This is a genomic window from Cupriavidus sp. 2TAF22 (assembly GCF_052115045.1).
Classification (GTDB): domain Bacteria; phylum Pseudomonadota; class Gammaproteobacteria; order Burkholderiales; family Burkholderiaceae; genus Cupriavidus.
This window is the reverse complement of sequence record NZ_JBFRFX010000053.1, coordinates 13837-35045: the sequence shown is the minus strand read 5'-3', so window position 1 is coordinate 35045 and position 21209 is coordinate 13837. Positions and strand designations below refer to the sequence as shown.

19 protein-coding genes are annotated in these 21209 nt (G+C 67.8%); 16 read left to right on the top strand and 3 right to left on the bottom strand.

Annotated features, from left to right (window positions below; genetic code table 11):
- The first annotated feature begins 10 nt into the window (after positions 1-10).
- The 4 genes from AB4Z48_RS35755 (at position 11) to AB4Z48_RS35740 (ending at position 3553) form a co-directional block, all read left to right on the top strand.
- Positions 11-220 (top strand): DUF1656 domain-containing protein, encoded by a 210-nt coding sequence (locus AB4Z48_RS35755; RefSeq protein ID WP_441622850.1) that lies wholly within the window; start codon positions 11-13, stop codon positions 218-220.
- Positions 217-1158: an efflux RND transporter periplasmic adaptor subunit gene (locus AB4Z48_RS35750; RefSeq protein WP_441622848.1), complete on the top strand. Its 942-nt coding sequence runs from the start codon at positions 217-219 to the stop codon at positions 1156-1158. Before AB4Z48_RS35755 ends, AB4Z48_RS35750 begins: the two co-directional genes overlap by 4 nt.
- The gene (locus tag AB4Z48_RS35745; RefSeq protein ID WP_441622846.1) at positions 1155-2609 is read left to right on the top strand and encodes an efflux transporter outer membrane subunit; all 1455 of its coding nucleotides are present in this window, start codon (positions 1155-1157) and stop codon (positions 2607-2609) included. The genes AB4Z48_RS35750 and AB4Z48_RS35745 overlap by 4 nt, the downstream gene beginning before the upstream one ends.
- A gap of 92 nt (positions 2610-2701) precedes the next feature.
- A complete protein-coding gene (locus tag AB4Z48_RS35740) occupies positions 2702-3553 on the top strand; it encodes a MetQ/NlpA family ABC transporter substrate-binding protein (protein ID WP_441622844.1) in 852 nt (283 codons plus the stop codon).
- 108 nt (positions 3554-3661) lie between these two features.
- Here AB4Z48_RS35740 and AB4Z48_RS35735 read toward each other — a convergent pair whose 3' ends face one another.
- Positions 3662-4306 carry a helix-turn-helix transcriptional regulator gene (locus AB4Z48_RS35735; RefSeq protein WP_441622842.1) on the bottom strand — a complete coding sequence of 215 codons (645 nt, stop codon included), beginning with the start codon at positions 4304-4306 and terminating at the stop codon, positions 3662-3664.
- A gap of 293 nt (positions 4307-4599) precedes the next feature.
- Between AB4Z48_RS35735 and AB4Z48_RS35730 the strand changes: the two genes are divergently transcribed.
- The 3 genes from AB4Z48_RS35730 (at position 4600) to AB4Z48_RS35720 (ending at position 7015) form a co-directional block, all read left to right on the top strand.
- On the top strand, positions 4600-5577 hold the full coding sequence (locus tag AB4Z48_RS35730; RefSeq protein WP_441622840.1) for a threo-3-hydroxy-L-aspartate ammonia-lyase: 978 nt from the start codon (positions 4600-4602) through the stop codon (positions 5575-5577).
- Entirely contained in the window at positions 5574-5978 is a 405-nt protein-coding gene (locus AB4Z48_RS35725; protein ID WP_441622838.1) for a RidA family protein, read from the top strand. Before AB4Z48_RS35730 ends, AB4Z48_RS35725 begins: the two co-directional genes overlap by 4 nt.
- Positions 5979-6397: 419 nt before the next feature.
- Complete coding sequence (locus AB4Z48_RS35720; protein WP_441622836.1) at positions 6398-7015, top strand: DsbC family protein; 618 nt, start codon at positions 6398-6400, stop codon at positions 7013-7015.
- 35 nt (positions 7016-7050) lie between these two features.
- Here AB4Z48_RS35720 and AB4Z48_RS35715 read toward each other — a convergent pair whose 3' ends face one another.
- Together AB4Z48_RS35715 and AB4Z48_RS35710 are read right to left on the bottom strand one after the other, a co-directional pair.
- Positions 7051-7674 carry a hypothetical protein gene (locus AB4Z48_RS35715; protein WP_441622834.1) on the bottom strand — a complete coding sequence of 208 codons (624 nt, stop codon included), beginning with the start codon at positions 7672-7674 and terminating at the stop codon, positions 7051-7053.
- A gap of 191 nt (positions 7675-7865) precedes the next feature.
- Complete coding sequence (locus tag AB4Z48_RS35710) at positions 7866-9269, bottom strand: aminotransferase-like domain-containing protein (protein ID WP_441622832.1); 1404 nt, start codon at positions 9267-9269, stop codon at positions 7866-7868.
- Positions 9270-9553: 284 nt separating this feature from the next.
- Here AB4Z48_RS35710 and cyoA point away from each other — a divergent pair, with 284 nt between their 5' ends.
- The 9 genes from cyoA (at position 9554) to AB4Z48_RS35665 (ending at position 21168) form a co-directional block, all read left to right on the top strand.
- A complete protein-coding gene (cyoA, locus tag AB4Z48_RS35705) occupies positions 9554-10537 on the top strand; it encodes a ubiquinol oxidase subunit II (protein ID WP_441622900.1) in 984 nt (327 codons plus the stop codon).
- Positions 10538-10540: 3 nt separating this feature from the next.
- Complete coding sequence (cyoB, locus tag AB4Z48_RS35700) at positions 10541-12517, top strand: cytochrome o ubiquinol oxidase subunit I (RefSeq protein ID WP_441622830.1); 1977 nt, start codon at positions 10541-10543, stop codon at positions 12515-12517.
- A gap of 3 nt (positions 12518-12520) precedes the next feature.
- Positions 12521-13162: a cytochrome o ubiquinol oxidase subunit III gene (gene cyoC / locus AB4Z48_RS35695; protein ID WP_441622828.1), complete on the top strand. Its 642-nt coding sequence runs from the start codon at positions 12521-12523 to the stop codon at positions 13160-13162.
- The gene (gene cyoD, locus AB4Z48_RS35690; RefSeq protein ID WP_441622826.1) at positions 13159-13533 is read left to right on the top strand and encodes a cytochrome o ubiquinol oxidase subunit IV; all 375 of its coding nucleotides are present in this window, start codon (positions 13159-13161) and stop codon (positions 13531-13533) included. Before cyoC ends, cyoD begins: the two co-directional genes overlap by 4 nt.
- Before the next feature lie 158 nt (positions 13534-13691).
- Positions 13692-14693: a tripartite tricarboxylate transporter substrate binding protein gene (locus tag AB4Z48_RS35685; protein WP_441622824.1), complete on the top strand. Its 1002-nt coding sequence runs from the start codon at positions 13692-13694 to the stop codon at positions 14691-14693.
- 87 nt (positions 14694-14780) lie between these two features.
- Positions 14781-15575 (top strand): enoyl-CoA hydratase/isomerase family protein, encoded by a 795-nt coding sequence (locus AB4Z48_RS35680; RefSeq protein ID WP_441622822.1) that lies wholly within the window; start codon positions 14781-14783, stop codon positions 15573-15575.
- 4 nt (positions 15576-15579) lie between these two features.
- Entirely contained in the window at positions 15580-17724 is a 2145-nt protein-coding gene (locus tag AB4Z48_RS35675) for an acetate--CoA ligase family protein (RefSeq protein WP_441622820.1), read from the top strand.
- Positions 17725-17773: 49 nt separating this feature from the next.
- Positions 17774-18595, top strand: a complete 822-nt coding sequence (locus AB4Z48_RS35670; RefSeq protein WP_441622818.1) for an IclR family transcriptional regulator — start codon at positions 17774-17776, stop codon at positions 18593-18595.
- A 248-nt stretch (positions 18596-18843) separates the two neighbouring features.
- Positions 18844-21168 carry a bifunctional salicylyl-CoA 5-hydroxylase/oxidoreductase gene (locus AB4Z48_RS35665; protein ID WP_441622816.1) on the top strand — a complete coding sequence of 775 codons (2325 nt, stop codon included), beginning with the start codon at positions 18844-18846 and terminating at the stop codon, positions 21166-21168.
- Positions 21169-21209: the final 41 nt, after the last annotated feature.

The window sequence follows — 21209 nt, the reverse complement described above, 5'->3', positions numbered from 1 at the left end:
GCGAACGGCAATGAGCGGTGAGATCGACCTCTACGGCGTGTTTGTCCCGAGCCTGCTGGCGTGGATGCTGGTGGCTTTCCTGATCACCGCCTGCGTGCGCGCCGTGCTGTCGCGCGTGGGCTTTTACCGGCTGGTCTGGCACCGGTCGCTGTTCAATCTGGCGTTCTATGTGATCGTCCTGGGTGGCGTCGTCTACCTGGCGTATCGGCTGCAGTCATGAAACTGAATCTTCGTTCGCTCGGACCTATCGTCCTTACCCTCGTCGTCACCGCGGTCGCGGTGGTCGTCGTCAAGCACCTGTGGGATTACTACACGATCGCGCCATGGACGCGCGACGGCCACGTGCGCGCCGACGTGGTGCAGATCGCGCCCGACGTATCGGGCCTGGTGACCAAGGTCATGGTCAAGGACAACCAGCTCGTCAAGCGCGGCCAGCCCCTGTTCGAGATCGACCGCGACCGCTTCGCGCTGGCATTGCAGCAGGCGCAGGCCACGGCCGCCGCGCACAGCGCCACGCTGGCGCAGGCGCGCCGCGAGGCACGGCGCAGCCAGACCCTGTCCGAGGTGGTGTCCAAGGAAGTGGTGGAAGAAGGGCTGGCCAAGGTGCAGGCCGGCGAGGCCGCGCTGGCGCAGGCGCAGGCCGCGGTCAGCCTGGCCAGGCTCAACCTCGAGCGCACCGTGGTGCTCAGCCCGGTGGACGGCTACCTCAACGACCGCCTGCCGCGCCTGGGGGACTATGTGAATACCGGCCGCCCGGTGCTGTCGCTGGTCGATTCGAACTCCTTCCACGTGGAAGGCTATTTCGAGGAAACCAAGCTGCACGGCATCCATATCGGCAATCCGGTCGACATCCGCATCATGGGTGAATCGCGCGTGCTGCACGGCCACGTGCAGAGCATTGCCGCGGGTATCGAAGACCGCGACCGCACCAACGGCGCCAACCTGCTGCCCAACGTGAACCCGACCTTCAACTGGGTCCGCCTGGCACAGCGCATTCCGGTGCGCATCGTGCTGGACGAGCCGCCGCCCGATTTGCGGCTGGTGGCAGGCCGTACCGCCACCGTGTCGGTGCGCGAACCGGGCCGGCAGGCCAGGGTGCAGGATGATGGCAAGGCCACGCCGGTGAAGGCGGCGGCCAGCCAGGGAGCAGCGCAGTGAACACCTTGCGCCTGGCCCTGCTGCCCGCCCTGGTGCCGCTGCTGTTCGCGTGCACCACCGTCGGCCCCGATTACCGCGTGCCGGACAATGCCGCGCTCAAGGCGCCGGCGGCCAACGGCAAGCTGATCGGTTCGGAAAACGCGGCCGTCTCCGTCGGCGAAGTGCCGGACGGCTGGTGGCGCCTGTACGACGATCCCAGACTCGATGCGCTGGTGCAGCAGGCGCTGGTCGCCAACACCGACCTGCGCGTGGCGGCTGCCAACCTCAAGCGCGCCATCGCGGTCTATCACGAAGTGGAAGCCGAGAACCTGCCGGAAGCCAGGTTGTCGGCCAGCGCCGAGCGCGGGCAGATCGCCGGCGAGCCGCTGCTCAAGGAAGAAAAGATCCCGGTGATGAACTTCGGCGATGTCGGCTTCAGGGTGTCCTACCTGATCGACTTCTTTGGCAAGCTGGCGCGCGCCGACGAAGCCGCGCTGGCCGGCGCGCAGGCCAGCGGCGCGGCGCTCGACCAGGCCCGCGTTGGCGTGGTGGCCGAGACCGTGCGTGCCTACGTGCAGGGCTGCGCCGCCACGCACGAACTCGCCGTGGCCGAGCATCAGCTGGACCTGCAAAACCGCGGCGTGGAACTGGCGCGCAAGCTGGTCGATGCCGGTCGCGGCCAGCCGGTCGATCTGCTGCGCGCCCAGGGCCAGGCCGACTTGCTGCGCGCCGCCTTGCCGCGCTTCAAGGCCGAGCAGGACGGCGCGGCCTACCGCCTTGCGGTGATGCTGGGCAAGCCGCCCACCGAAGCGTCGAAGGCGGAGTACGCCTGCCATGAAGAGCCGCACCTGAGCCAGCCGCTGCCGGTGGGTGATGGCGCCGCGCTGCTCAAGCGCCGGCCCGACGTGCGCCAGGCCGAGCGCGAGCTGGCCTCGGCCACCGCTAAGATCGGCGTGGCCACGGCGGATCTCTATCCGTCCATCCGTATCGGCGCGTCGGCCGGCTTTACCGGCATCCTGGACCATCTCGGCCAGGCACCCACCGCGCACTGGGGCTACGGCCCGCTGATCACCTGGAACATCCCGACCAGCGGCACGCGCGCGCGCATCCACGGCACCGAGGCCGGCGCCGAGGCGGCGCTGGCGCATTTCGACGGCGTGGTGCTCAAGGCGTTGCGCGAGACCCAGACCGCGCTGAGCAGCTATACGCGCGAACTGGAGCGCGCCGCCGCATTGCGCGATGCGCGCGACAAAGCCAGCGAGGTGGCGCGGCAGAACCGCCAGCTTTACCAGGCCGGCCGTTCGCCGTACCTGAACACCCTCGATGCCGACCGCACGCTGGCCAGCACCGATGCCGCGCTGGCGGCGGCGGAAAGCCAGGTCGCGCTGGACCAGATCAACCTGTTCCTGGCGCTCGGCGGTGGCTGGCAGGACGCGCCGAAGGTCGAAACGCATACAATGAGCGAGCACTGAGCCGCTTGCCGTGCATCGCGTATCGCACATCGCACATCGCGTATCGCATGCAGGCCGGCCAGTCTCCAATGGTTACGACGTAGAACACTGCAATGACTTCTTTCCCGCACTCCATCTCGCATTCTTTCCCGCTTTCCTCCTCTTCGCTGCGCAAGACCCTGGCCATCGCGGCCGCTGCGCTCGGCATCGCCGCATCGGGCGCCGCAGTGGCACAGGAACAGACCCTGCGCGTGGGCACCGTGAGCGGTCCGGACGCCCAGGTCTGGCAAGTGGTGCAGAAGGCGGCAAAGCGCGAAGGCCTCAATATCAAGGTCGTGGAATTCAACGACTATGTGCAGCCCAACGCCGCGCTCGACGCTGGCGACCTGGACGCCAACAGCTTCCAGCACCAGCCCTATCTGGACAGCCAGGTCAAGCAGCGCGGCTACAAGATGGTCAGCGTGGGCTACACCTATATCTCGCCGCTCGGCATCTACTCGCAGAAGCTGAAGTCACCCAAGGACCTGCCGCAGGGCGCGAAGATCGCCGTGCCCAACGATCCCTCCAATGAGAATCGCGCACTCTTGCTGCTGGCGGCCCAGGGCGTGATCAAGCTCAAGGCCGGCGCGGGCGCGAACGGCGTCAATGCCACGCCGCTCGATGTGAGCGACAACCCGAAGAAGGTGAAGATCGTCGAACTCGACGCGGCGCAGCTCGCGCGCGCGCTGCCCGACGTGGCGGCGGCGGTGATCAACACCAACTACGCGCTGGCCGCAGGCCTGCAGCCGCTGCGCAATGCCATCGCGCTGGAAGACATCCACAGCCCGTACGCCAACATCATCGTCGTGCGCACGCAGGACAAGGACAAGCCCTGGGTCAAGAAGCTGGTGGCGGCCTACCAGTCGGAAGAAGTACGGCAGTTCATGAAGAACGAGTTCAAGGGCGCCATGGTGCCGTCGTTCTGAAGCTGCAGGATGGATGGGCTGCCCTGCAACGGGGCGGCCCCGGACGGGCTATCCGCTAGCCCTGGCGCGGCCGGCACCGCTGGTGCCGATCACGGCCGCCCGTCGCATCTAGCGCGCGTAGGTGTACACGGCCGCGCGCGACACACCGATATGCGCGGCGACGGTCTCCATCGCGCGGCGGATATCCAGCATTCCCGCTTCCTTCAGTTCGCGCAGCAGGCTGCGCCGCTCCTCGGTCTTCAGCGCGCGCGGCGTGGTCGACAGCCGCGCGGCGAATTCGTCGATGCGGGCGCGGATCGCGTGGGCGCCGCCGGCATCGAGCGATTCCACGGCAGCGCTGTCGGTGTCGACCGCGCCGAACTGGCCAAGCATGCTCTGCAGGCTGCGGAACAAGGTCATGTCCACGTTGAGGCACAGCGCCGCCACATAGCGGCCCTCGGAATCCTTGATGCCGATGGAGGTGCTCTTGGCTTGCCGGCCGTCGGGAAACTGGTTGGGGTAGTTGGCGATGACCTGCGGGAATTCCGGATCGGCGATGCGCGCCAGGCCGAGATCGGTGACGGGATCGCCCACCACGCGCCGCGACAGGCTGTTGTGGATGGCGAGGATGGCGTGCTCGGGGTCGCCCAGGTCATGCACCACGACTTCGCAGAACGGCGCGAAGGTGGCGCTCAGGCCTTCGGCGATTTTCTTGGTCTGCTCCAGCAGGATCTGCTGTTCCGGCGTGCGGCGTGGCGTGCGTTTTTTCTTCATCTGGACAGAATATCCAGCTCTGTATGAGGCGTCAACGTGGTGGCGCCCTGGCGCCGGAGCGGCCCATGCACGGTAAAGTCGCCGCCACATGGCGGGCTCGCCGCTCCGGGATGATTGACAAATAGTATTCATGTAGACAAAATATCCAGACCATCCGGTGCTGGATATCCGTGCCCTTTCGCTCGTTGCTTTGTTGGCCCGACCCGCGCGGCTCTTGCGGCCCTTGCAGCCTTCGCGAAACCGCACCGTGTTCCGAACCCGGCTCTCCGCCCACTCCATCGCTACCTCCGACCATGACCGATTCCCTGCCGATCACCTTCGACGATATCGCCGCGGCGCATGCGCGCGTGGCCCCGGCGGCGCACCGCACGCCGGTACTGACCTCCAGCACGGCCAACGCCGCCACCGGCGCGGAGCTGTTCTTCAAGTGCGAGAATTTTCAGCGCATCGGCGCCTTCAAGTTCCGCGGCGCCTACAACGCCATTTCCCGCTTCACGCCGGAGCAGAAGGCGGGTGGCGTGATCGCGTTCTCGTCGGGCAATCATGCGCAGGCGATCGCGCTCGCGGCGAAGCTGCTGGGCGTGGCCGCGGTGATCGTGATGCCCGAGGATGCTCCCGCGCTGAAGATCGAAGCCACGCGCGGCTATGGCGCCGAGATCGTGATGTACGACCGCTACAAGGAAGACCGCGAGGCACTGAGCCTGCGCATCGCCACCGAGCGCGGCATGACGCTCATCCCGCCGTACGACCACGTCGACGTGATGGCGGGGCAGGGCACGCTGGCCAAGGAACTGTTCGAGGAAACCGGCCCGCTCGACATGCTGGTGGTGTGCCTGGGCGGTGGCGGCTTGTTGTCGGGCTGCGCGGTGGCGGCGCATGCGATGTCGCCGGGCTGCACCGTGATCGGCGTGGAGCCCGAGGCCGGCAACGATGGCCAGCGCAGCCTGCGCGAAGGAGAGATCGTGCATATCGACACACCGCGCACCATCGCCGACGGCGCGCAGACCCAGCACCTGGGCAAGCATACCTTTGCCGTGATCCGGCAGCGCGTGAGCGATATCGTGACCGTCAGCGATGCCGAGCTGGTGGAGACCATGAAGTTCTTCGCCAGCCGCATGAAGATCGTGGTCGAGCCCACCGGCTGCCTGGCCGCCGCCGCCGTGCTGCAGGGCAAGCTCGACGTGCGCGGCAAGCGGGTCGGCGTGGTGGTGTCGGGCGGCAACGTCGACCTGCAGCGCTTCGCCACCCTCGTGCAGGGCGGCGCACCGTGAGCGGCGCACGCTTCGTCAATCCGGCCGGCATGAATCCGCCGGGCGGGCACTACTCGCATGGCGCATGCGCCAACGGCATGGTGTTCGTCTCCGGCCAGCTGCCGATTGCGGCGGACGGCCGCAAGCTTGCCGACGCGCCGTTCGAGATGCAGGCGCAGCAGGCGCTGGACAACGTCGCCCAGGTATTGCGCGCCGGCGGCAGCGACGTGTCGCAGCTGGTGCAGGTGCGCGTGTACCTGACGGATATCGGCCAGTGGCCGGTGTTCAACCGCCTCTACGAAGCCTGGGTGGGCGAGGTGCGCCCGGCGCGGGCGGTGGTCCCGGTGCCGGAGCTGCACTATGGCTTTGCCATCGAGGTGGAGGCGGTCGGGCTGGTGGCGGCGGATCTTCCGGCCCGATAGCGGCGGCATGCGCATCGGCTCGGCGCGGTTCGGAAGCCGACGCCCCGGGGACGGCGATGCCAGGCGACTGCCGGCTGGCGGCTCCTGACGAGCGGCGGGCGGGGAACTGCTTCAAGGCCCGGCGGGTCACACCGCTTACGCCAACGGAGATTCCCGCTTCATTGCCGGCCTGGCGCTGACCTGCGTCGGCGCGGCGTGCCGCTTCCGGCGTGCCGGCAGCGGCACGCATGGTATCGGAGGGGGGCTTCCGCGGCGGCACCGGGTGCGTCAAATCGACGCAACTTAGGACCTGTCCTATGCGGTGAGATGGCCGATTCGTACTGGTCAGGCTTCGGCGGCGTGCCTCGGCACGTACACTGGGAACCGATCCGTCCGGGCCGGCACAGGCCCGATTCGAACCCCTTTCCCTATCCGTCGACATGCACGCCACCATCCTGCACGCCAAGAAGCTGCCCGCAAGAATTCTCCTGCCGACCCTGCTCGCCCTGGCCCTCGGCGCCTGCGGGAAGTCCGCGCCCGATGCGCCGGGCGCTGCCTCTGCGCCGGCGGCCGCGCAGCAGGCCGCCACGCTCTCGGTGGACGCCGTCGCCGCGGCGACGAAGGGCTTCAGCGCCGGCAACGTCCTGAGCGCAAAGAAGGTCTACATCTTCTTCGATCCGCAGTGCCCGCATTGCGGCGAACTCTGGAAGGCGGCCGCACCGCTGATGTCGACCGTGCACTTCACCTGGATCCCGGTGGCGCTGCTGACGCCGGAACGCTCCGCGCAGCAGGGCGCGGCCTTGCTGGACAGCAAGGATGCCGTGAAGACCATGGACAGTCACGAGGCCACGCTGGGCACGCCGCAACGCGGCCTCGATACCGCCGGCCAGGCACTCTCGGCGCAGGCGCTGGCCCAGGTGAAGGCCAATACCGAATACTTCCTGCGACTGGGCATCACCAGCGTGCCGTTCGGCGTGTTCGGCGCGGACGCCAGCCAGGTCCAGAGCTTCGAAGGGGCGATGGATACCGAAGCCCTGAAGGCTCGCCTGGGCGTCTAAGGCGGCGAGGCCCCGCAGGGCCCGGCCTGCCTCACCTAGCGGGCGCCGGCCAGGCCGGCCGCCCCGCTCCAGTAGACCCAGCTGCGCTTGCGCCGCAGGCGGTCCAGGTACTCGTTCTCGAAGCTGCGCGGGAAGCGGCTCGCTGCCTGCCGCGCGGCCTCCTGCAAGCCAGCCATCTCCCACACCCGGATCGAGCCCGAGGCGAGCCTGCCGGCCATTCCCAGGTCGAAGTAGGGCACGGCGAGGCCGAGGTGATGGCGCGACTGCGAGACGCAGGCCGTCCATTCGCGCATGGCGTCCGCCAGCGCGAGCAGCGCGGCCGAGAACGATTTCCCGGTGCGCRCCATCAGCATGCGGCTGCTGAGCACCCCGTCCACCAGGTCTCTCTGCGCAGCAGAGAGCCGCGCGCGGTCGAAGGTGCCGAGCGCGGGATGATGCGTGGCCAGCAGTTGCAGGCAATCGGCCAGTCCGGTGGCGCATTCGCCGCCGATGGACAGGGCAGGGCAGCGCAGCTCCGCGTCGCCGAGCAAGGGGAGCACTTCCGCCGCGTGGCGCGGGGACTCCAGTTCAAGGACTTCGTGTTCGAGGCCTGCGTCCTGCATGAACAGGACCAGCGTGGCGCAGGCCGGGCATCCTTTTGAAACGAACAGTTGGTACATCGTGAGGACGAGACGCCCCGTCCCCCGGCAAGGCATGGCAAGGGGAGAGAGGTCGTGCGGGAAGAAGGTCTGGATGGGCGGACTTTACGGCCACGCCGCGCGCGCGAACAGAATCAGATCCGGCGAATACGACCGGATCAGCGCCGCCGTGCCGGCACGGGCACGACGCCACCGCACGCCACCGCAAGCCACTACACCACGATCTCCCGGTGCGGGCGCGGCATGCGCGCCAGCAGGTCCGCCAGCTTCTTCAGGGCGAGCCCGAGGCGCGCGCGTTCCTTCACGCCGCCCAGCGAGATGCGGATCGCATTGGGCGGGTTCGGTCCCGCATGGAACGCATCGGAGGCGGTAACGCGCAGGTCCTCCGCATGCGCCGCCTGCGTCAGTTCGCGCGAGGTCCAGTAGCTCGGCAGCGCCTGCCACATATGGATGCCGGCCGAAGGCGGGTGGCCCAGGCTGCCCAGCATCTGGCGCGCGAGAGCATGCCGGGCGGCGCATTCGGCGCGTATCTGGTCCAGCAGCGCAATGGCGGAGCCGTCATGCACCCATTGCGTGGCCAGCGCGGTGGAAAGCGGCGTGGACATCAGCGCGAACGAACGCAGCGCGGCCAGCACCGCGTCCTGGTCGGCGGCGGGCGGCGTGACAAGGTAGGCGGTGCGCAGGCCGGGACTCAGGCATTTGGACAGCGTGGCGATGTAGTAGACGTGGGCGGGCGAGTAGCTCGCGAGCGGCGCGGGCGCGTCCGGCGTCAGCAGCCAGTAGGGGTCGTCCTCGATCACGGCGATGCCGCGCTGTTCCGCCACGCGCGCGATGTCGCGGCGCCGCTGCGCCGGCATGGTGCGTGTGTTGGGGTTTTGCGAAGTCGGGTTGAGGTAAGCCACGCGCGCGCCGTGCTCGCGGCACGCCGCTTCCAGCGCATCGGGGCGCATCCCCTGGTCGTCCGCGGCGGCGGTGACGACCTGGCGGCCCAGCTGTTCGGCGGCCAGGCGCAGCCCGGGATAGCACAGCGGCTCCGTGACGATGACGCCGCCCGGCGGCGTCAGCGCGAGGATCAGCGCGGCCAGCGCGGCCTGCGCGCCGGGGCAGGCGATCAGCCGCGCGGGCGCCACGCTGCCCAGCATCGGCGCGAGCCAGAGGGCGCCGGCGGCCTTGTCGGGGCTACTGCCGCCGCCGAGCTGGTAGGTCATCAGGAGGTTGGCGTCGGTGCGCAGCAGCACCTGCGACATGCCGCGCCGGAGCAGGTCGTCGAAGTCCAGCCCTTCGGGCGGCGGCGGCACGTTCATGCTGAGGTCCACCATCTGCGCAAGCTCCACCGTGGGCGCCGCGATGAAGGTGCCAAGCGCGCCGCGTGCCTCGACCAGGTGGCGGCGCTTGGCCTCCGCGAGCGCCCTCGTCACCGTGGTGAGGTCCACGTCCAGCAGTTCCGCCAGCTGGCGCTGCGGCGGCAGCCGGTCGCCGGGATTGAGCCTGCCGTCGCCCACGGCCAGTTCCATGGCGGCCACCACCTGCAGGTAGCGGGCGCCCTTGCCCGGGCGGAAATCCGGCAACCAGGCGGGACGGTTGCCGGCGTCTTGTAGGTTGGATTTTCTAGGCATAAACCCTTGATGTATGGCTTTTGTCTTACCTTATTATCCGGCTCCGCATCGCATAAAGCCATACATTGAGCCGTTTTGTATGCTCCTCCCGCCTCCCGGCGGCTGTCGCCCGCAGCAATCTTCCGCAGCAATGTATTCAGCATGCCGTGGCATCCCGTCCCGACAAGTGCATAGGTTATGTGGTGCATAACTAAGGTGATCCAGATATGCGCAAATCGACGGCCGGGCCAGCCATGGCAATCCGGCGCTCCCTATATGCCCGGGCACAGGCGTGGGCCGGCAGGATGCCGGGCTCCGCGCTGGCTTGCGGTGCCGCGGCCGCGCTGCTGCTGAGCGGCTGCTCGATGGAACTCTTCTCGCCGAAGGGCGCCATCGGGCACCAGGAAAAATCGCTGATCGTCATCTCGCTGGCGCTCATGCTGATGGTGGTGATCCCCGTCATCCTGCTCACGCTGTATTTCGCCTGGCGCTACCGCGCCTCCAATACCAGCGCCACCTATGCGCCGAAGTGGGCGCACTCCACCGCGATCGAAGTCGTGGTGTGGACGATCCCGTGCGTCATCGTCGCGTTCCTGGGGTTCCTGATCTGGGGCAGCACCCACAAGCTTGATCCCTACCGGCCCATCGAGTCAGCCACCGCGCCCGTGGAGGTGGAGGTGGTCGCGCTGAACTGGAAATGGCTGTTCATCTATCCGCAGTACGGCGTCGCCTCGCTCAACCAGCTGACGATCCCGGTCGATACGCCGATCAGCTTCAGGCTGACCGCGGAATCGATGATGAACTCCTTCTTCATCCCGCAGCTCGGCAGCCAGGTCTACGCCATGGCGGGCATGCAGACGCGCCTGCACCTGATCGCCGATACGCCGGGCGTCTATCTCGGACAGTCCGCCGCCTACAGCGGGGCGGGTTTCTCCGACATGCACTTCAAGACCTTCGCCACCTCGCGCGCCGACTTCGACCGCTGGATCGCCGAAGCCAGGAAGGCAGCGCGGCCGCTCGACGAGAAGACCTACCGCGCGCTCGAGCTTCCCAGCAGCAAGGATCCGGCCACCTTGTACTCCACCGTGACGCCGGCGCTGTTCGCCGGCGTGGTGAACAAGTACATGCAGAGCGGCGACGCGATTTGCCGCGCGAACAGCCCGGCCACACTGGAGGCGGCATCGAAGCCTGAATCGACGCCCGTATCGACGCCTGCACCGAAGCCGGTCTCCCGGGAACTCTCGCAGGCCACCTTCCCGGCCACCAGCGCCAAGGCCACGGAGCTATAAGCCATGTTTGGAAAACTGAACCTCGACGCCATTCCGTACCATGAGCCCATCATCATGGGTACGCTGGCCGTCGTCATGCTGGGCGGCGCCGCGTTGCTCGGCGCCATCACGTACTTCGGCAAATGGAAGTACCTGTGGACCGAGTGGTTCACCTCGGTGGACCACAAGAAGATCGGCGTGATGTACATCATCATGGCGCTGGTGATGCTGCTACGCGGCTTTGCCGACGCCATCATGATGCGCGTGCAGCAGGCCTTCGCCTATGGCGACGCGGCCGGCTACCTGCCGCCGCACCACTACGACCAGATCTTCACCGCGCACGGCGTGATCATGATCTTCTTCGTGGCGACGCCGTTCATCCTCGGACTGATGAACGTGATCGTGCCGCTGCAGATCGGCGCGCGCGACGTGGCCTATCCCTTCGTCAATTCGCTGAGCTTCTGGCTGTCGGCGGTGGGCGCGGTGCTGGTGATGCTGTCGATGTTCGTCGGCGACTTCGCGGCCACCGGCTGGGTTGCCTATCCGCCGCTGTCCGAGCTTGGCTATAGTCCGACGGTGGGGGTCGACTACTACATATGGTCATTGCAGATATCGGGGCTGGGCACCACGCTGACCGGCATCAACTTCATCGTCACCATCCTGCGCATGCGCGCGCCTGGCCTGAACCTGATGAAGATGCCGGTCTTCACCTGGACCGCGCTGATCACCAATATCCTGATCGTGGCCGTGTTCCCGGTGCTCACCGCGACGCTGGCGCTGCTGACCGCTGACCGCTACCTGGGCATGCATTTCTTCACCAACGAGCTGGGTGGGAATGCCATGATGTACATCAACCTGATCTGGGTCTGGGGCCATCCCGAGGTCTACATCCTGATCCTGCCGTGCTTCGGCGCGTTCTCGGAAATCATCTCGACGTTCTCGGGCAAGCCGCTGTTCGGCTACAAGTCGATGGTGTACGCGACCTCGTCGATCGGCGTGCTGTCGTTCTTCGTCTGGCTGCACCACTTCTTCACCATGGGCTCGGGCGCCAACGTCAATGCCTTCTTCGGCATCATGACTTCGATCATCTCCATCCCGACCGGGGTGAAGCTGTTCAACTGGCTGTTCACGATGTACCGCGGGCGTATCCGCTACCACTCGTCCACGCTGTGGACCATCGGCTTCATGGTCACCTTCGCGGTGGGCGGCATGACCGGCGTGTTGCTGGCGGTGCCGGGCGCGGACTTCGTGCTGCACAACAGCCTGTTCCTGGTGGCCCACTTCCACAACGTCATCATCGGCGGCGTGATCTTCGGCTGCCTGGCGGCAATGAGCTTCTGGTTCCCCAAGGTGTTCGGTTTCACGCTCAACGAGCGCTGGGGCAAGATTTCCTTCTGGTGCTGGCTGGTGGGCTTCTACCTCGCCTTCATGCCGCTCTATGTGCTCGGCTTCAAGGGCATGACGCGCCGGATGAACCACTACGCCAACGTGGACTGGCACCCGTACCTGGTGGTGGCGCTGTGCGGCGCGGTGATCATCGGGGCCGGCATCGTGGCGCTGCTGATCCAGCTCTTCGTCAGCGTGCGCGACCGCAAGCAGAACATGGACCCCACCGGCGATCCGTGGGACGGCCGCAGCCTGGAATGGGCCACCGCTTCGCCGGCGCCGTTCTACAACTTCGCCCACGTGCCGCACATCACGTCTCTCGAGCAGCACTGGGACGACAAGGAGAGCGGCCGCGCCTACGTGCAGCCCGCGCGCTACGAGGCCATCCACATGCCGAAGAACACCGGCGCGGGCGTGATCATCTCGGGCTTCAGCCTGGTGCTGTGCTTCGCGCTGGTCTGGCATATGTGGCTGGTCGCGATCGTCTCGCTGGCCGGCGTGATCGGCACCTTTATCGCGCGCACCTATAACCGCGACGTGGACTACTTCGTCCCCGCGGCGGAAGTCGAGCGCATCGAAAACACGCGCTATGCGAAGCTGCAGGAGGCGGCGTAAATCATGAGCAACACGATGACTGCCCACGCGCATGCGCATGGACACGCCGGGCATGCCGGGCACGAGCACGCCCACGAGCATCATCACGACGACGGATCCAAGACCACCCTCGGGTTCTGGATCTACCTGATGAGCGACTGCCTGATCTTCGCCGTGCTGTTCGCCACGTTCGGCGTGCTGGTCGGCAATACCGCCGGGGGGCCGAGCGGGCGCGAGCTGTTCGAGCTGCCTTTCGTGCTGGGCGAGACCATGCTGCTGCTGCTCAGCAGCTTCACCTTCGGCGTGGCGATGCTGTACATGCAGTCCGGCCGCAGCCACCTGGTGGTGCGCTGGCTGGGCGTGACCTTCCTGCTCGGCGCCGCCTTCATCGCGATGGAGGTGTACGAATTCGCCGAGCTGCTGCACAAGGGCGCGGGGCCCGGCGTCAGCGCGTTCCTGTCCTCGTACTTCACGCTGGTGGGCACGCACGGGCTGCACGTGACATGCGGCCTGGTGTGGATCGCCGTGATGATGCACCAGCTCAAGCGCTTCGGGCTGGACGGCATCACCAGCCGCCGGCTCAACTGCTTGAGCATGTTCTGGCACTTCCTGGACCTGATCTGGATCTGCGTCTTTACCTTCGTTTACCTGCGTGAGTTCGTATGAAGACAAATCACCTTCACGCGGCCGGCGCCGCCGATGCCGCGCACGGCAGCTTCAAGGGCTATGTGGTCGGTTTCGTGCTTTCGGTGCTGCTGACGTTCGCCTCCTTTGGCGCCGTGATGCTGGAAGTGGTGCCCAGGCACATGGGGCTGGCGGCCATCGTCGGGCTGTGCGTGGCGCAGTTGCTGGTGCAGCTGGTGTTCTTCCTGCACATCGGCACCGCGCGCGACCAGCGCCAGAACACCGCGATCTTCATCTGCAGCGCGCTGCTGATCGCCATCATCGTGGCGGGTTCACTGTGGGTCATGCATAACGCCAACGTCAACATGATGCCCATGCAGATGTCGACGGATCGCGCCAAGATGAGCGACTGACCGTGAACGACTGACCGGCACGTCCGGCCGCCGCCGATTCAATTCCGGTCTGTGGAATTGAAGGGCTGCAAATCGGCTGGCGCGGGCCTATTCTCGTCTCCAACAAGCGGTGCGTCGCGGCAGTTGTCCGCGGCGCACCGGATTCCAAGGAGACGACAGTGCATTCCCTTCCGCTTCGCGCCGCCAGGAGACTGGCGCTGCTGTGGGCCAGCCTGGCCCTCGGCACTACCGCGTGCCTGCCGGCCGCCGCCATGGCGGCCTTCCCCGAAAAGCCAATCCGTATCGTGGTGCCGTTCTCGCCGGGCGGCGGCACGGACCTGATCGCGCGCACCATGGGCGTGGCCATGTCGCAGGACCTGGGCCAGCCGGTGGTGGTCGACAACAAGCCCGGCGGCGGCACCATCATCGGTACCGACAACGTGGCCAAGAGCGCGCCCGACGGCTATACGCTGGTCATGGCCACGTTCGCGCACGCAGTCAACCCGAGCCTGCAACCCAAGTTGCCGTATGCCACCGACAAGGCGTTCTCGCCGGTGGTGCTGGTCGGCCGCTCGCCCAATGTGCTGGTGGTGCGCCCGGACAGTCCCTACAAGACGGTACAGGACCTGATCAGCGCCGCGCGCGCCAGGCCCGGCAAGATCTCCTTCGCCTCGCAGGGGCCGGGCACTTCTGCGCACCTGGCAGGAGAGTTGTTCAAGAGCCTGGCCAAGGTCGATCTCAACCACATTCCCTACCGCGGCGCGGGCCCGGCCATCACCGACCTGCTCGGTGGCCAGGTCGACCTGATGTTCGCCACCGCCTCCGCTGTCGGCAACCTGCTGGAATCCGGCAAGCTGCGCGCGCTCGCGGTCACCAGCGCGCAACGCTCGGCCAGCCCCGACCTGGCCAAGGTGCCGACCATCGCCGAGAGCGGCGTGCCCGGCTACGTGGCCGAGAGCTGGTACGGGCTGTTCGTCCCGGCCGGCACCCCGGCTCCGGTGATCGCTCGCCTGAACGCGGCGGCGAAGAAAGCCGTGACCACCGAAGCCTTCCGCAAGCGCGCCGAGTCAGAGGGGCTGATCGTCAGCCCCGGCACGCCGGAGGAGTTCGGGCGCTATGTGCATGGCGAGCAGGTGCGCTGGAGCAAGGTCGTCAAAGACGCAAACATCACACTGAACTAAGCCATCCCGAAGCATTGCCGGCAGCCGCCGCGCTCGCCCGCTCGCTCGCAGGCGGCGGGGACCGGCGAATACACAAAGAGACAGACCATGAACGACTATTCCTTCATCCAGCTGGATACGCGCGACGGCATCGCCGTGCTGACCCTCAACCGCCCGGACAAGCGCAACGCCATCACCGATGACATGCGCACCGAACTGATCGACGCGCTGGAACGCGTCGGCGCCGACCGCGCGATCCGCGCGCTGGTACTGACCGGCAGCGGCAAGGGCTTCTGCGCCGGCGGCGACGTGGCGGGCATGCAAAAGCGCATGGACGCGCCGCAGGGCGAGGTTGGTTTCAACGGCTGGGCACGCCAGCAACGCGTGCACCACTCGGTGGCGCTGCTGCACGACATGCCCAAGCCCACCATTGCCGCCGTCAACGGCTCGGCGGCCGGGCTCGGTGCCGACATGGCCATGGCCTGCGATTTCGTGATCGCCGCCGAGGGCGCCAGCTTTGCCTGGTCCTACATCCACCGCGGGCTGATCCCCGATGGCGGCGGCATGTACTTCCTGCCGCGCCGCACGGGCCTTTCCAAGGCAAAGGAGCTGATCTTCAGCGGGCGCAAGGTGGACGCGGCCGAAGCGCTGCAACTGGGCATCGCCGATCGCCTGAGCGCACCGGAAGCCCTGCTGTCGGACGCATGCGGCTGGGCGGCCGAGCTGAGCCACGGCTCGCCCACGGCGCTGGCGCTCGGCAAGTCCATCCTGAACCAGAGCTTCGAACTGCCGGCCGACCAGGTTTTCGCGCAGGGCAGCCAGGCGCAGGGCATCTGCTACACCAGCACCGAGCATCGCGAGTCCGTGCTGGCGTTCCTGAACAAGACCGCGGCCAAGGCCTGACATCATGGCAGCCGACCTGACCCATGTTCCCGGCGCACCGGCCGTCTCCACCTCGGCCGCCATCGCGCGGCTGCTCAAGCCGCGCAGCGTGGCCGTCATCGGTGCCTCCGCCGATCCGGCCAAGACCTCGGGGCGGCCGGTGTCGTACCTGACGCGGCACGGCTTCAGCGGCGCGATCTATCCGGTCAACCCGAAGGTGGATGCCATCGACGGCATCCGCTGCTACCCGGACATCCGTTCCCTGCCCGAGGTGCCCGATGTCGGCATCGTGCTGCTCGGCGCGGAGCGCGCGCACCAGGCCGTGCGCGAGCTGGCCGAGCGCGGCACCGGGGCCGCGATCGTGCTCGCCAGCGGCTATACGGAGACCGGCGCCGAGGGCGCGCGCCGCCAGGCCGAGCTGCTCGAGGCGGCGGGCAGCATGCGCCTGCTCGGGCCCAACACGATCGGGCTGGTCAACCTGACCGACAGCATTCCGCTGTCGGCCAGCGGTGCGCTGGAGATGGAGCACTTTCCCGCTGGCAGCATCGGCGTGGTGTCGCAGAGCGGCGGCATTCTCGGCGCCTTGCTGTCGCGCGCCGCGGCGCGCGGCATCGGCCTGTCCAAGCTGGTCTCCACCAGCAACGAGGCCGATCTCGACCTGGCTGACTTCATCGACTACCTGGCCGACGACGATGCCACCCGCGTGATTGCGCTGTACGTGGAGAGCGTGCGCGACCCCGCGCGCTTCCGCGCCGCGGCGCTCAAGGCCGCGGCAGCCGGCAAGCCGGTGGTGGCGTTCAAGATCGGCCGCTCCGAGGCGGGTGCGCGCGCGGCCGTCTCGCATACGGGGGCCATGGCGGGCGCGGACAGGATGTATGACGCGCTGTTCCGCCAGGTCGGCGTGATCCGCGCGCAGTCCTTTGCCGACCTGCTCGATATTCCCGCCGCGCTGGCCACGGGCCGGGTGCTGCGCGGCAAGCGCGTGGCCGTGCTGACCTCGACCGGCGGCGCCGGCACGCTGGTCTCGGACAGCCTGGGCGTGTCTGGCTTCGAGACGCCGCCGCCGGACGAGGCCACCGCGGCAGCGCTGCGCGCGCTGCAGAAGGGCGATCACGCCGCGCTGGACCGCAATCCCATCGATGTCACGCTGGCAGGCCTGCAGCCGGACCTGCTGCGCGCGGCCATCCGCACGTTGCTCGACAGCCCGGGCTATGACGCCGTGGCGGTCATCGTCGGCTCCTCCGGCCTCGCCATGCCCGGCCTGATGGCCGATGCGATCCGCGACTGCCTGCCGGGCAGCGACAAGCCGGTGCTGGCCTATGTGAGCCCGCATGCGCCGCAGGTCGCCGCGGTGCTGAACCAGCGCGGCGTGCCGGCCTTCAGCGCGCCGGAAAGCTGTGCGGTGGCGTTCGCGGCGATGCTCGGCGCGGGGCAGCTGCAGGGCGTGTCGGACGGGGCGAAGACGCCGCCCCCTCCGGGCGCCGCAGTCGATACCGCCGACGTGCCGTCCGGCGCGCTCGACGAGGCTGGTGCCAAGGCGCTGTTTGCCCGCTTCGGCCTGCCATCGGTGCGCGAGACCATCGTGCAGGACGGCGAGCAGGCGCAGGCCGCGGCGCGCGCGCTGGGCGAGCGCGTGGTGCTGAAGATCCTGTCGACGGAGATCACGCACAAGAGCGATGTCGGCGGCGTGGCGGTCAACGTGGCGCCGGCGGATGTGCCGGCGCGCCTGGCGACGATGCGCGCCGAGGTGGCTCGCCACACCGGCAAGGCGCCGGACCGCTTCCTGGTGCAGGAGATGGTGGGCGGCGGCGTCGAGATGATCCTGGGCCTGCACCGGGACCCGCTCGGCACGGCGGTCCTGCTCGGCATGGGCGGCGTCACGGCCGAACTGTTCCAGGACACCACCATGCGCCTGCTGCCGCCGGGCGGGGCGCTGTCGCACGAAGAAGCGGCCGCCATGGCGCGCGAGCTGAAGACGTGGCCATTGCTGGACGGCTATCGCGGACGCCCCAAGGCGGATGTGGGGGCGCTGGCCGATGCGATCGTGGCTTTCTCGCGCATGGCGGCCGCGATGGGCGAGCGGCTGGTCGAGGCGGAGATCAACCCGGTGTTCGTGCTGCCGGCGGGGCAGGGCGTGCGGGCGGCGGACGGGGTAGCGGTCATCGCCTAGGCAGGGCTCGCGCAACGGCCGCGCCTCAAGCGCCGCCGCAGGCGCGCCCATGCCATCGGAGAGCGCCGTGGATTCGGAGGATGCAAACAGCCGCGCGCGCGGCCGGCCGGCCAACCAGCTCGCCAACCGCTCGCTGGAGCGCGGCATCGCGCTGCTGCGTGCGTTCCGGCCCGGCTCCGAGGTGCTCGGCAACGGCGAACTGGCCGAGCGCACCGGCCTGGCCCGCTCGACCGTCAGCCGCCTGACGCAAAGCCTGGTCGACACCGGTTTCCTGCAATACGATCCCGACCTGCGTGCCTACCGCCTGGGCGTGCCGGTGCTGAGCCTGGCGCATGCCATGCGCACCGGATCGACGGTGCTGCAACTGGCCGCTCCGCTGATGCGCGAACTGGCGCAGGCAGAGCACATCAACGTCGGGCTGGCGATGGCGGACCAGGACGAGATGGTCTACCTGGAGTCGATCCGCTACAGCCGCAAGGCGTCGCTGCGCAACGTGGTGACAGGGCAGCGCGTGCCGATGCCGCTGACCTCGCTGGGCCGCGCGTGGCTGGCGGCCACGCCAGCGGAAGAGCGCGGCGCATTGATGCAGCAGTTCCGCCATCGCTTCCCCGCGCACTGGCCGGAGCTGGAGGCGCAGATCCTGCAGGCCATCGAGCATGTGCAGCGGCACGGCTGGTGCGCCGCCAGCTGGCAGCCCGAGGTGGTGGCCCTGTCCACGCCCATGCAGCTCGGCCACTATCCCCTCCATGTACTCAACGTCAGCACCTCCACGCGCGCCGGCGTGGCGGCGGCCAGCCGTGAACTCAAGCCGCATCTCATGCGGCTGGCGGGCCAGTTGCGGCAAGCATTCGAGCATGCGCAGCCGGAGTGAGAGCGATGCCGCCGCCCTGGCGGCAAACATCGCCAGGGCCTGCCGCCGGTTAGCGCAGGGCTGCGGCTGATCAGGCATTTTTCGCGCGCGCAAAGGCGCGCGTAGCCGCAATGTCTGACCCCCCCTCGTTCTTCCTCGCGGACTCCATCCGCTTAATTAGTTGACATTTAAACTATCTAAGCCTAAATTAAATACGCGCCCCGCAAGAACGGATGGACGAAGGAGCGGAAGCTCGAGGAGACCTGGTCATGAAGATCGTTTGCATCGGTGGCGGCCCCGCCGGCCTGTACTTCGCGCTGCTCATGAAGCAGCAGAATCCGCGGCACGACATCGTCGTGGTGGAACGCAACAAGCCCTATGACACGTTCGGCTGGGGCGTGGTGTTCTCGGATGCCACCATGGAGAACATGCGCCGCTGGGATCCGGTCACGGCCGGCGCGATCCAGCAGGCCTTCAATCACTGGGACGACATCGAGCTGGAGTTCAAGGGCGAGGTGATCCGCTCCGGCGGCCACGGCTTCGTGGGCATCGGCCGCAAGAAGCTGCTCAATATCCTGCAGGCGCGTTGCGAGCAGTTGGGCGTCGAGCTGGTGTTCGAGACGGAAGCGGCTTCCGATGCCGACTATGCCGACGCCGACCTCGTCATCGCCAGCGACGGCATCAATTCCCGGATCCGCGAGAAGCACGCCGCGGTCTTCAGGCCCGACGTGGCGGTGCGCCCCAACCGCTATATCTGGCTGGGCACGCACAAGCTCTACGATGCCTTCACCTTCCTGTTCGAGAAGACCGAGCACGGCTGGTTCCAGGCCCATGTCTACAAGTTCGACGACAAGACCACCACCTTCATCGTCGAATGCCCCGAGCATGTCTGGCTGGCGCACGGCCTGGACAAGGCCGACCAGGACCAGTCGATCGCCTTCTGCGAGACGCTGTTCGCCAACAACCTGCAAGGCGCGAAGCTGATGACCAACGCGCGTCACCTGCGCGGCTCGGCCTGGCTGAATTTCCAGCGCGTGGTGTGCGAACAGTGGTGGCTGCGCAACGCACAGGGCAGCCACGTGGTGCTGATGGGCGACGCCGTGCACACCGCGCACTTCGCCATCGGCTCGGGCACCAAGCTCGCCATCGAGGATGCGATCGAGCTGACCCGCCAGTTCCAGCTGCTGGGCGACAGCCCCGAGCACATCGAGCAAGTGCTCACGCGCTACCAGGAGGCGCGACGCATCGAGACGCTGCGCCTGCAGAACGCGGCGTGGAACGCCATGGAGTGGTTCGAGGTCTGCGGCGAACGCTATTGCGACCAGTTCGAGGCGCCGCAGTTCATGTATTCCATGCTCACGCGCAGCCAGCGCATCAGCCACGAGAACCTGCGCCTGCGCGACAAGCAGTGGCTCGAAGGCTACGAGCGCTGGCTCGCGCAGCGCGCCGGCGTGCCGGCCGCGCACGACGCGGTGCCGCCGCCGCCGATGTTCACGCCATACACCGTGCGCGGCGTCACGCTCAAGAACCGCATCGTGGTCTCGCCGATGGCGCAGTACTCGGCGGTCGACGGCGTGCCCGGCGACTATCACCTGGTGCATCTCGGCGCGCGGGCCATGGGCGGCGCCGGACTGGTGTTCGCCGAGATGACCTGCGTCAGCGCCGAAGGCCGCATCACGCCGGGATGCCCCGGCATGTACGAGCCGGAACACCAGGCCGCGTGGCAGCGCATCGTGGACTGGATCCACGCCAACACGGATGCGAAGTTCGCCATGCAGATCGGGCACGCCGGTGCCAAGGCATCGACCCGCCTGGCCTGGGAGGGCATCGACCAGCCGCTGGCATCCGGCAACTGGCCGGTCATCTCCGCCTCGCCGCAGCAGTACCTGGCAGGCGTGAGCCAGACCGCGCGCGAAATGACCCGGCACGACATGAACGAGGTCAGGGCCGGGTTCGTCAACGCCGCCAGGGCCGCGGCGGAGATCGGCGTGGACTGGCTCGAGCTGCATTGCGCGCACGGCTACCTGCTGTCGAGCTTTATCTCGCCGCTGACCAATCATCGCACCGACGAATACGGCGGCGGCCTGGCCAACCGCCTGCGCTACCCGCTGGAAGTATTCGCGGCGGTCCGCGCCGCATGGCCCGCGAACAAGCCGATGTCGGTGCGTATTTCCGCGCATGACTGGGTCGAAGGCGGCATCACGCCCGACGACGCGGTCGAGATCGCCAGGGCCTTCAAGGCGGCTGGCGCCGACATGATCGACTGCTCGTCGGGCCAGGTCAGCAAGAAGGAGAAGCCGGTCTACGGGCGCATGTTCCAGACGCCGTTCGCCGACCGCATCCGCCAGGAAGCCGGCATCCCGACCATTGCGGTGGGCGCCATCAGCGAAGCCGACCATGCCAACAGCATCCTCGCCGCCGGCCGCGCCGACCTGTGCGCGGTGGCCCGTCCGCACCTGGCCAACCCGGCCTGGACGCTGACCGAGGCAGCGAAGATCGGCTACACGCCGGTCGCCTGGCCGCAGCAATACCGTTCGGCCAAGGGCCAGATGGAGGCCATCTTCGCGCGCGAGAAAGCCGTCGCCGCGAACTGACCACAGAGGCTGGCGCAAGGCCATTCACATAGCACCCCAGG

What these genes read in the sequence shown, in the direction of transcription:
- AB4Z48_RS35755 (WP_441622850.1), top strand. Translation starts at nt 11, where the DNA reads ATGAGCGGTGAGATCGACCTCTACGGCGTGTTTGTCCCGAGCCTGCTG.
- AB4Z48_RS35730 (WP_441622840.1), top strand. Translation starts at nt 4,600, where the DNA reads ATGACCGATTCCCTGCCGATCACCTTCGACGATATCGCCGCGGCGCAT.
- AB4Z48_RS35665 (WP_441622816.1), top strand. Translation starts at nt 18,844, where the DNA reads ATGAAGATCGTTTGCATCGGTGGCGGCCCCGCCGGCCTGTACTTCGCG.
- AB4Z48_RS35740 (WP_441622844.1), top strand. Translation starts at nt 2,702, where the DNA reads ATGACTTCTTTCCCGCACTCCATCTCGCATTCTTTCCCGCTTTCCTCC.
- cyoB (WP_441622830.1), top strand. Translation starts at nt 10,541, where the DNA reads ATGTTTGGAAAACTGAACCTCGACGCCATTCCGTACCATGAGCCCATC.
- AB4Z48_RS35735 (WP_441622842.1), bottom strand. Translation starts at nt 4,306, where the DNA reads ATGAAGAAAAAACGCACGCCACGCCGCACGCCGGAACAGCAGATCCTG.
- AB4Z48_RS35710 (WP_441622832.1), bottom strand. Translation starts at nt 9,269, where the DNA reads ATGCCTAGAAAATCCAACCTACAAGACGCCGGCAACCGTCCCGCCTGG.
- AB4Z48_RS35680 (WP_441622822.1), top strand. Translation starts at nt 14,781, where the DNA reads ATGAACGACTATTCCTTCATCCAGCTGGATACGCGCGACGGCATCGCC.
- cyoD (WP_441622826.1), top strand. Translation starts at nt 13,159, where the DNA reads ATGAAGACAAATCACCTTCACGCGGCCGGCGCCGCCGATGCCGCGCAC.
- AB4Z48_RS35750 (WP_441622848.1), top strand. Translation starts at nt 217, where the DNA reads ATGAAACTGAATCTTCGTTCGCTCGGACCTATCGTCCTTACCCTCGTC.
- cyoC (WP_441622828.1), top strand. Translation starts at nt 12,521, where the DNA reads ATGAGCAACACGATGACTGCCCACGCGCATGCGCATGGACACGCCGGG.
- AB4Z48_RS35675 (WP_441622820.1), top strand. Translation starts at nt 15,580, where the DNA reads ATGGCAGCCGACCTGACCCATGTTCCCGGCGCACCGGCCGTCTCCACC.
- cyoA (WP_441622900.1), top strand. Translation starts at nt 9,554, where the DNA reads ATGCCGGGCTCCGCGCTGGCTTGCGGTGCCGCGGCCGCGCTGCTGCTG.
- AB4Z48_RS35720 (WP_441622836.1), top strand. Translation starts at nt 6,398, where the DNA reads ATGCACGCCACCATCCTGCACGCCAAGAAGCTGCCCGCAAGAATTCTC.
- AB4Z48_RS35670 (WP_441622818.1), top strand. Translation starts at nt 17,774, where the DNA reads ATGCCATCGGAGAGCGCCGTGGATTCGGAGGATGCAAACAGCCGCGCG.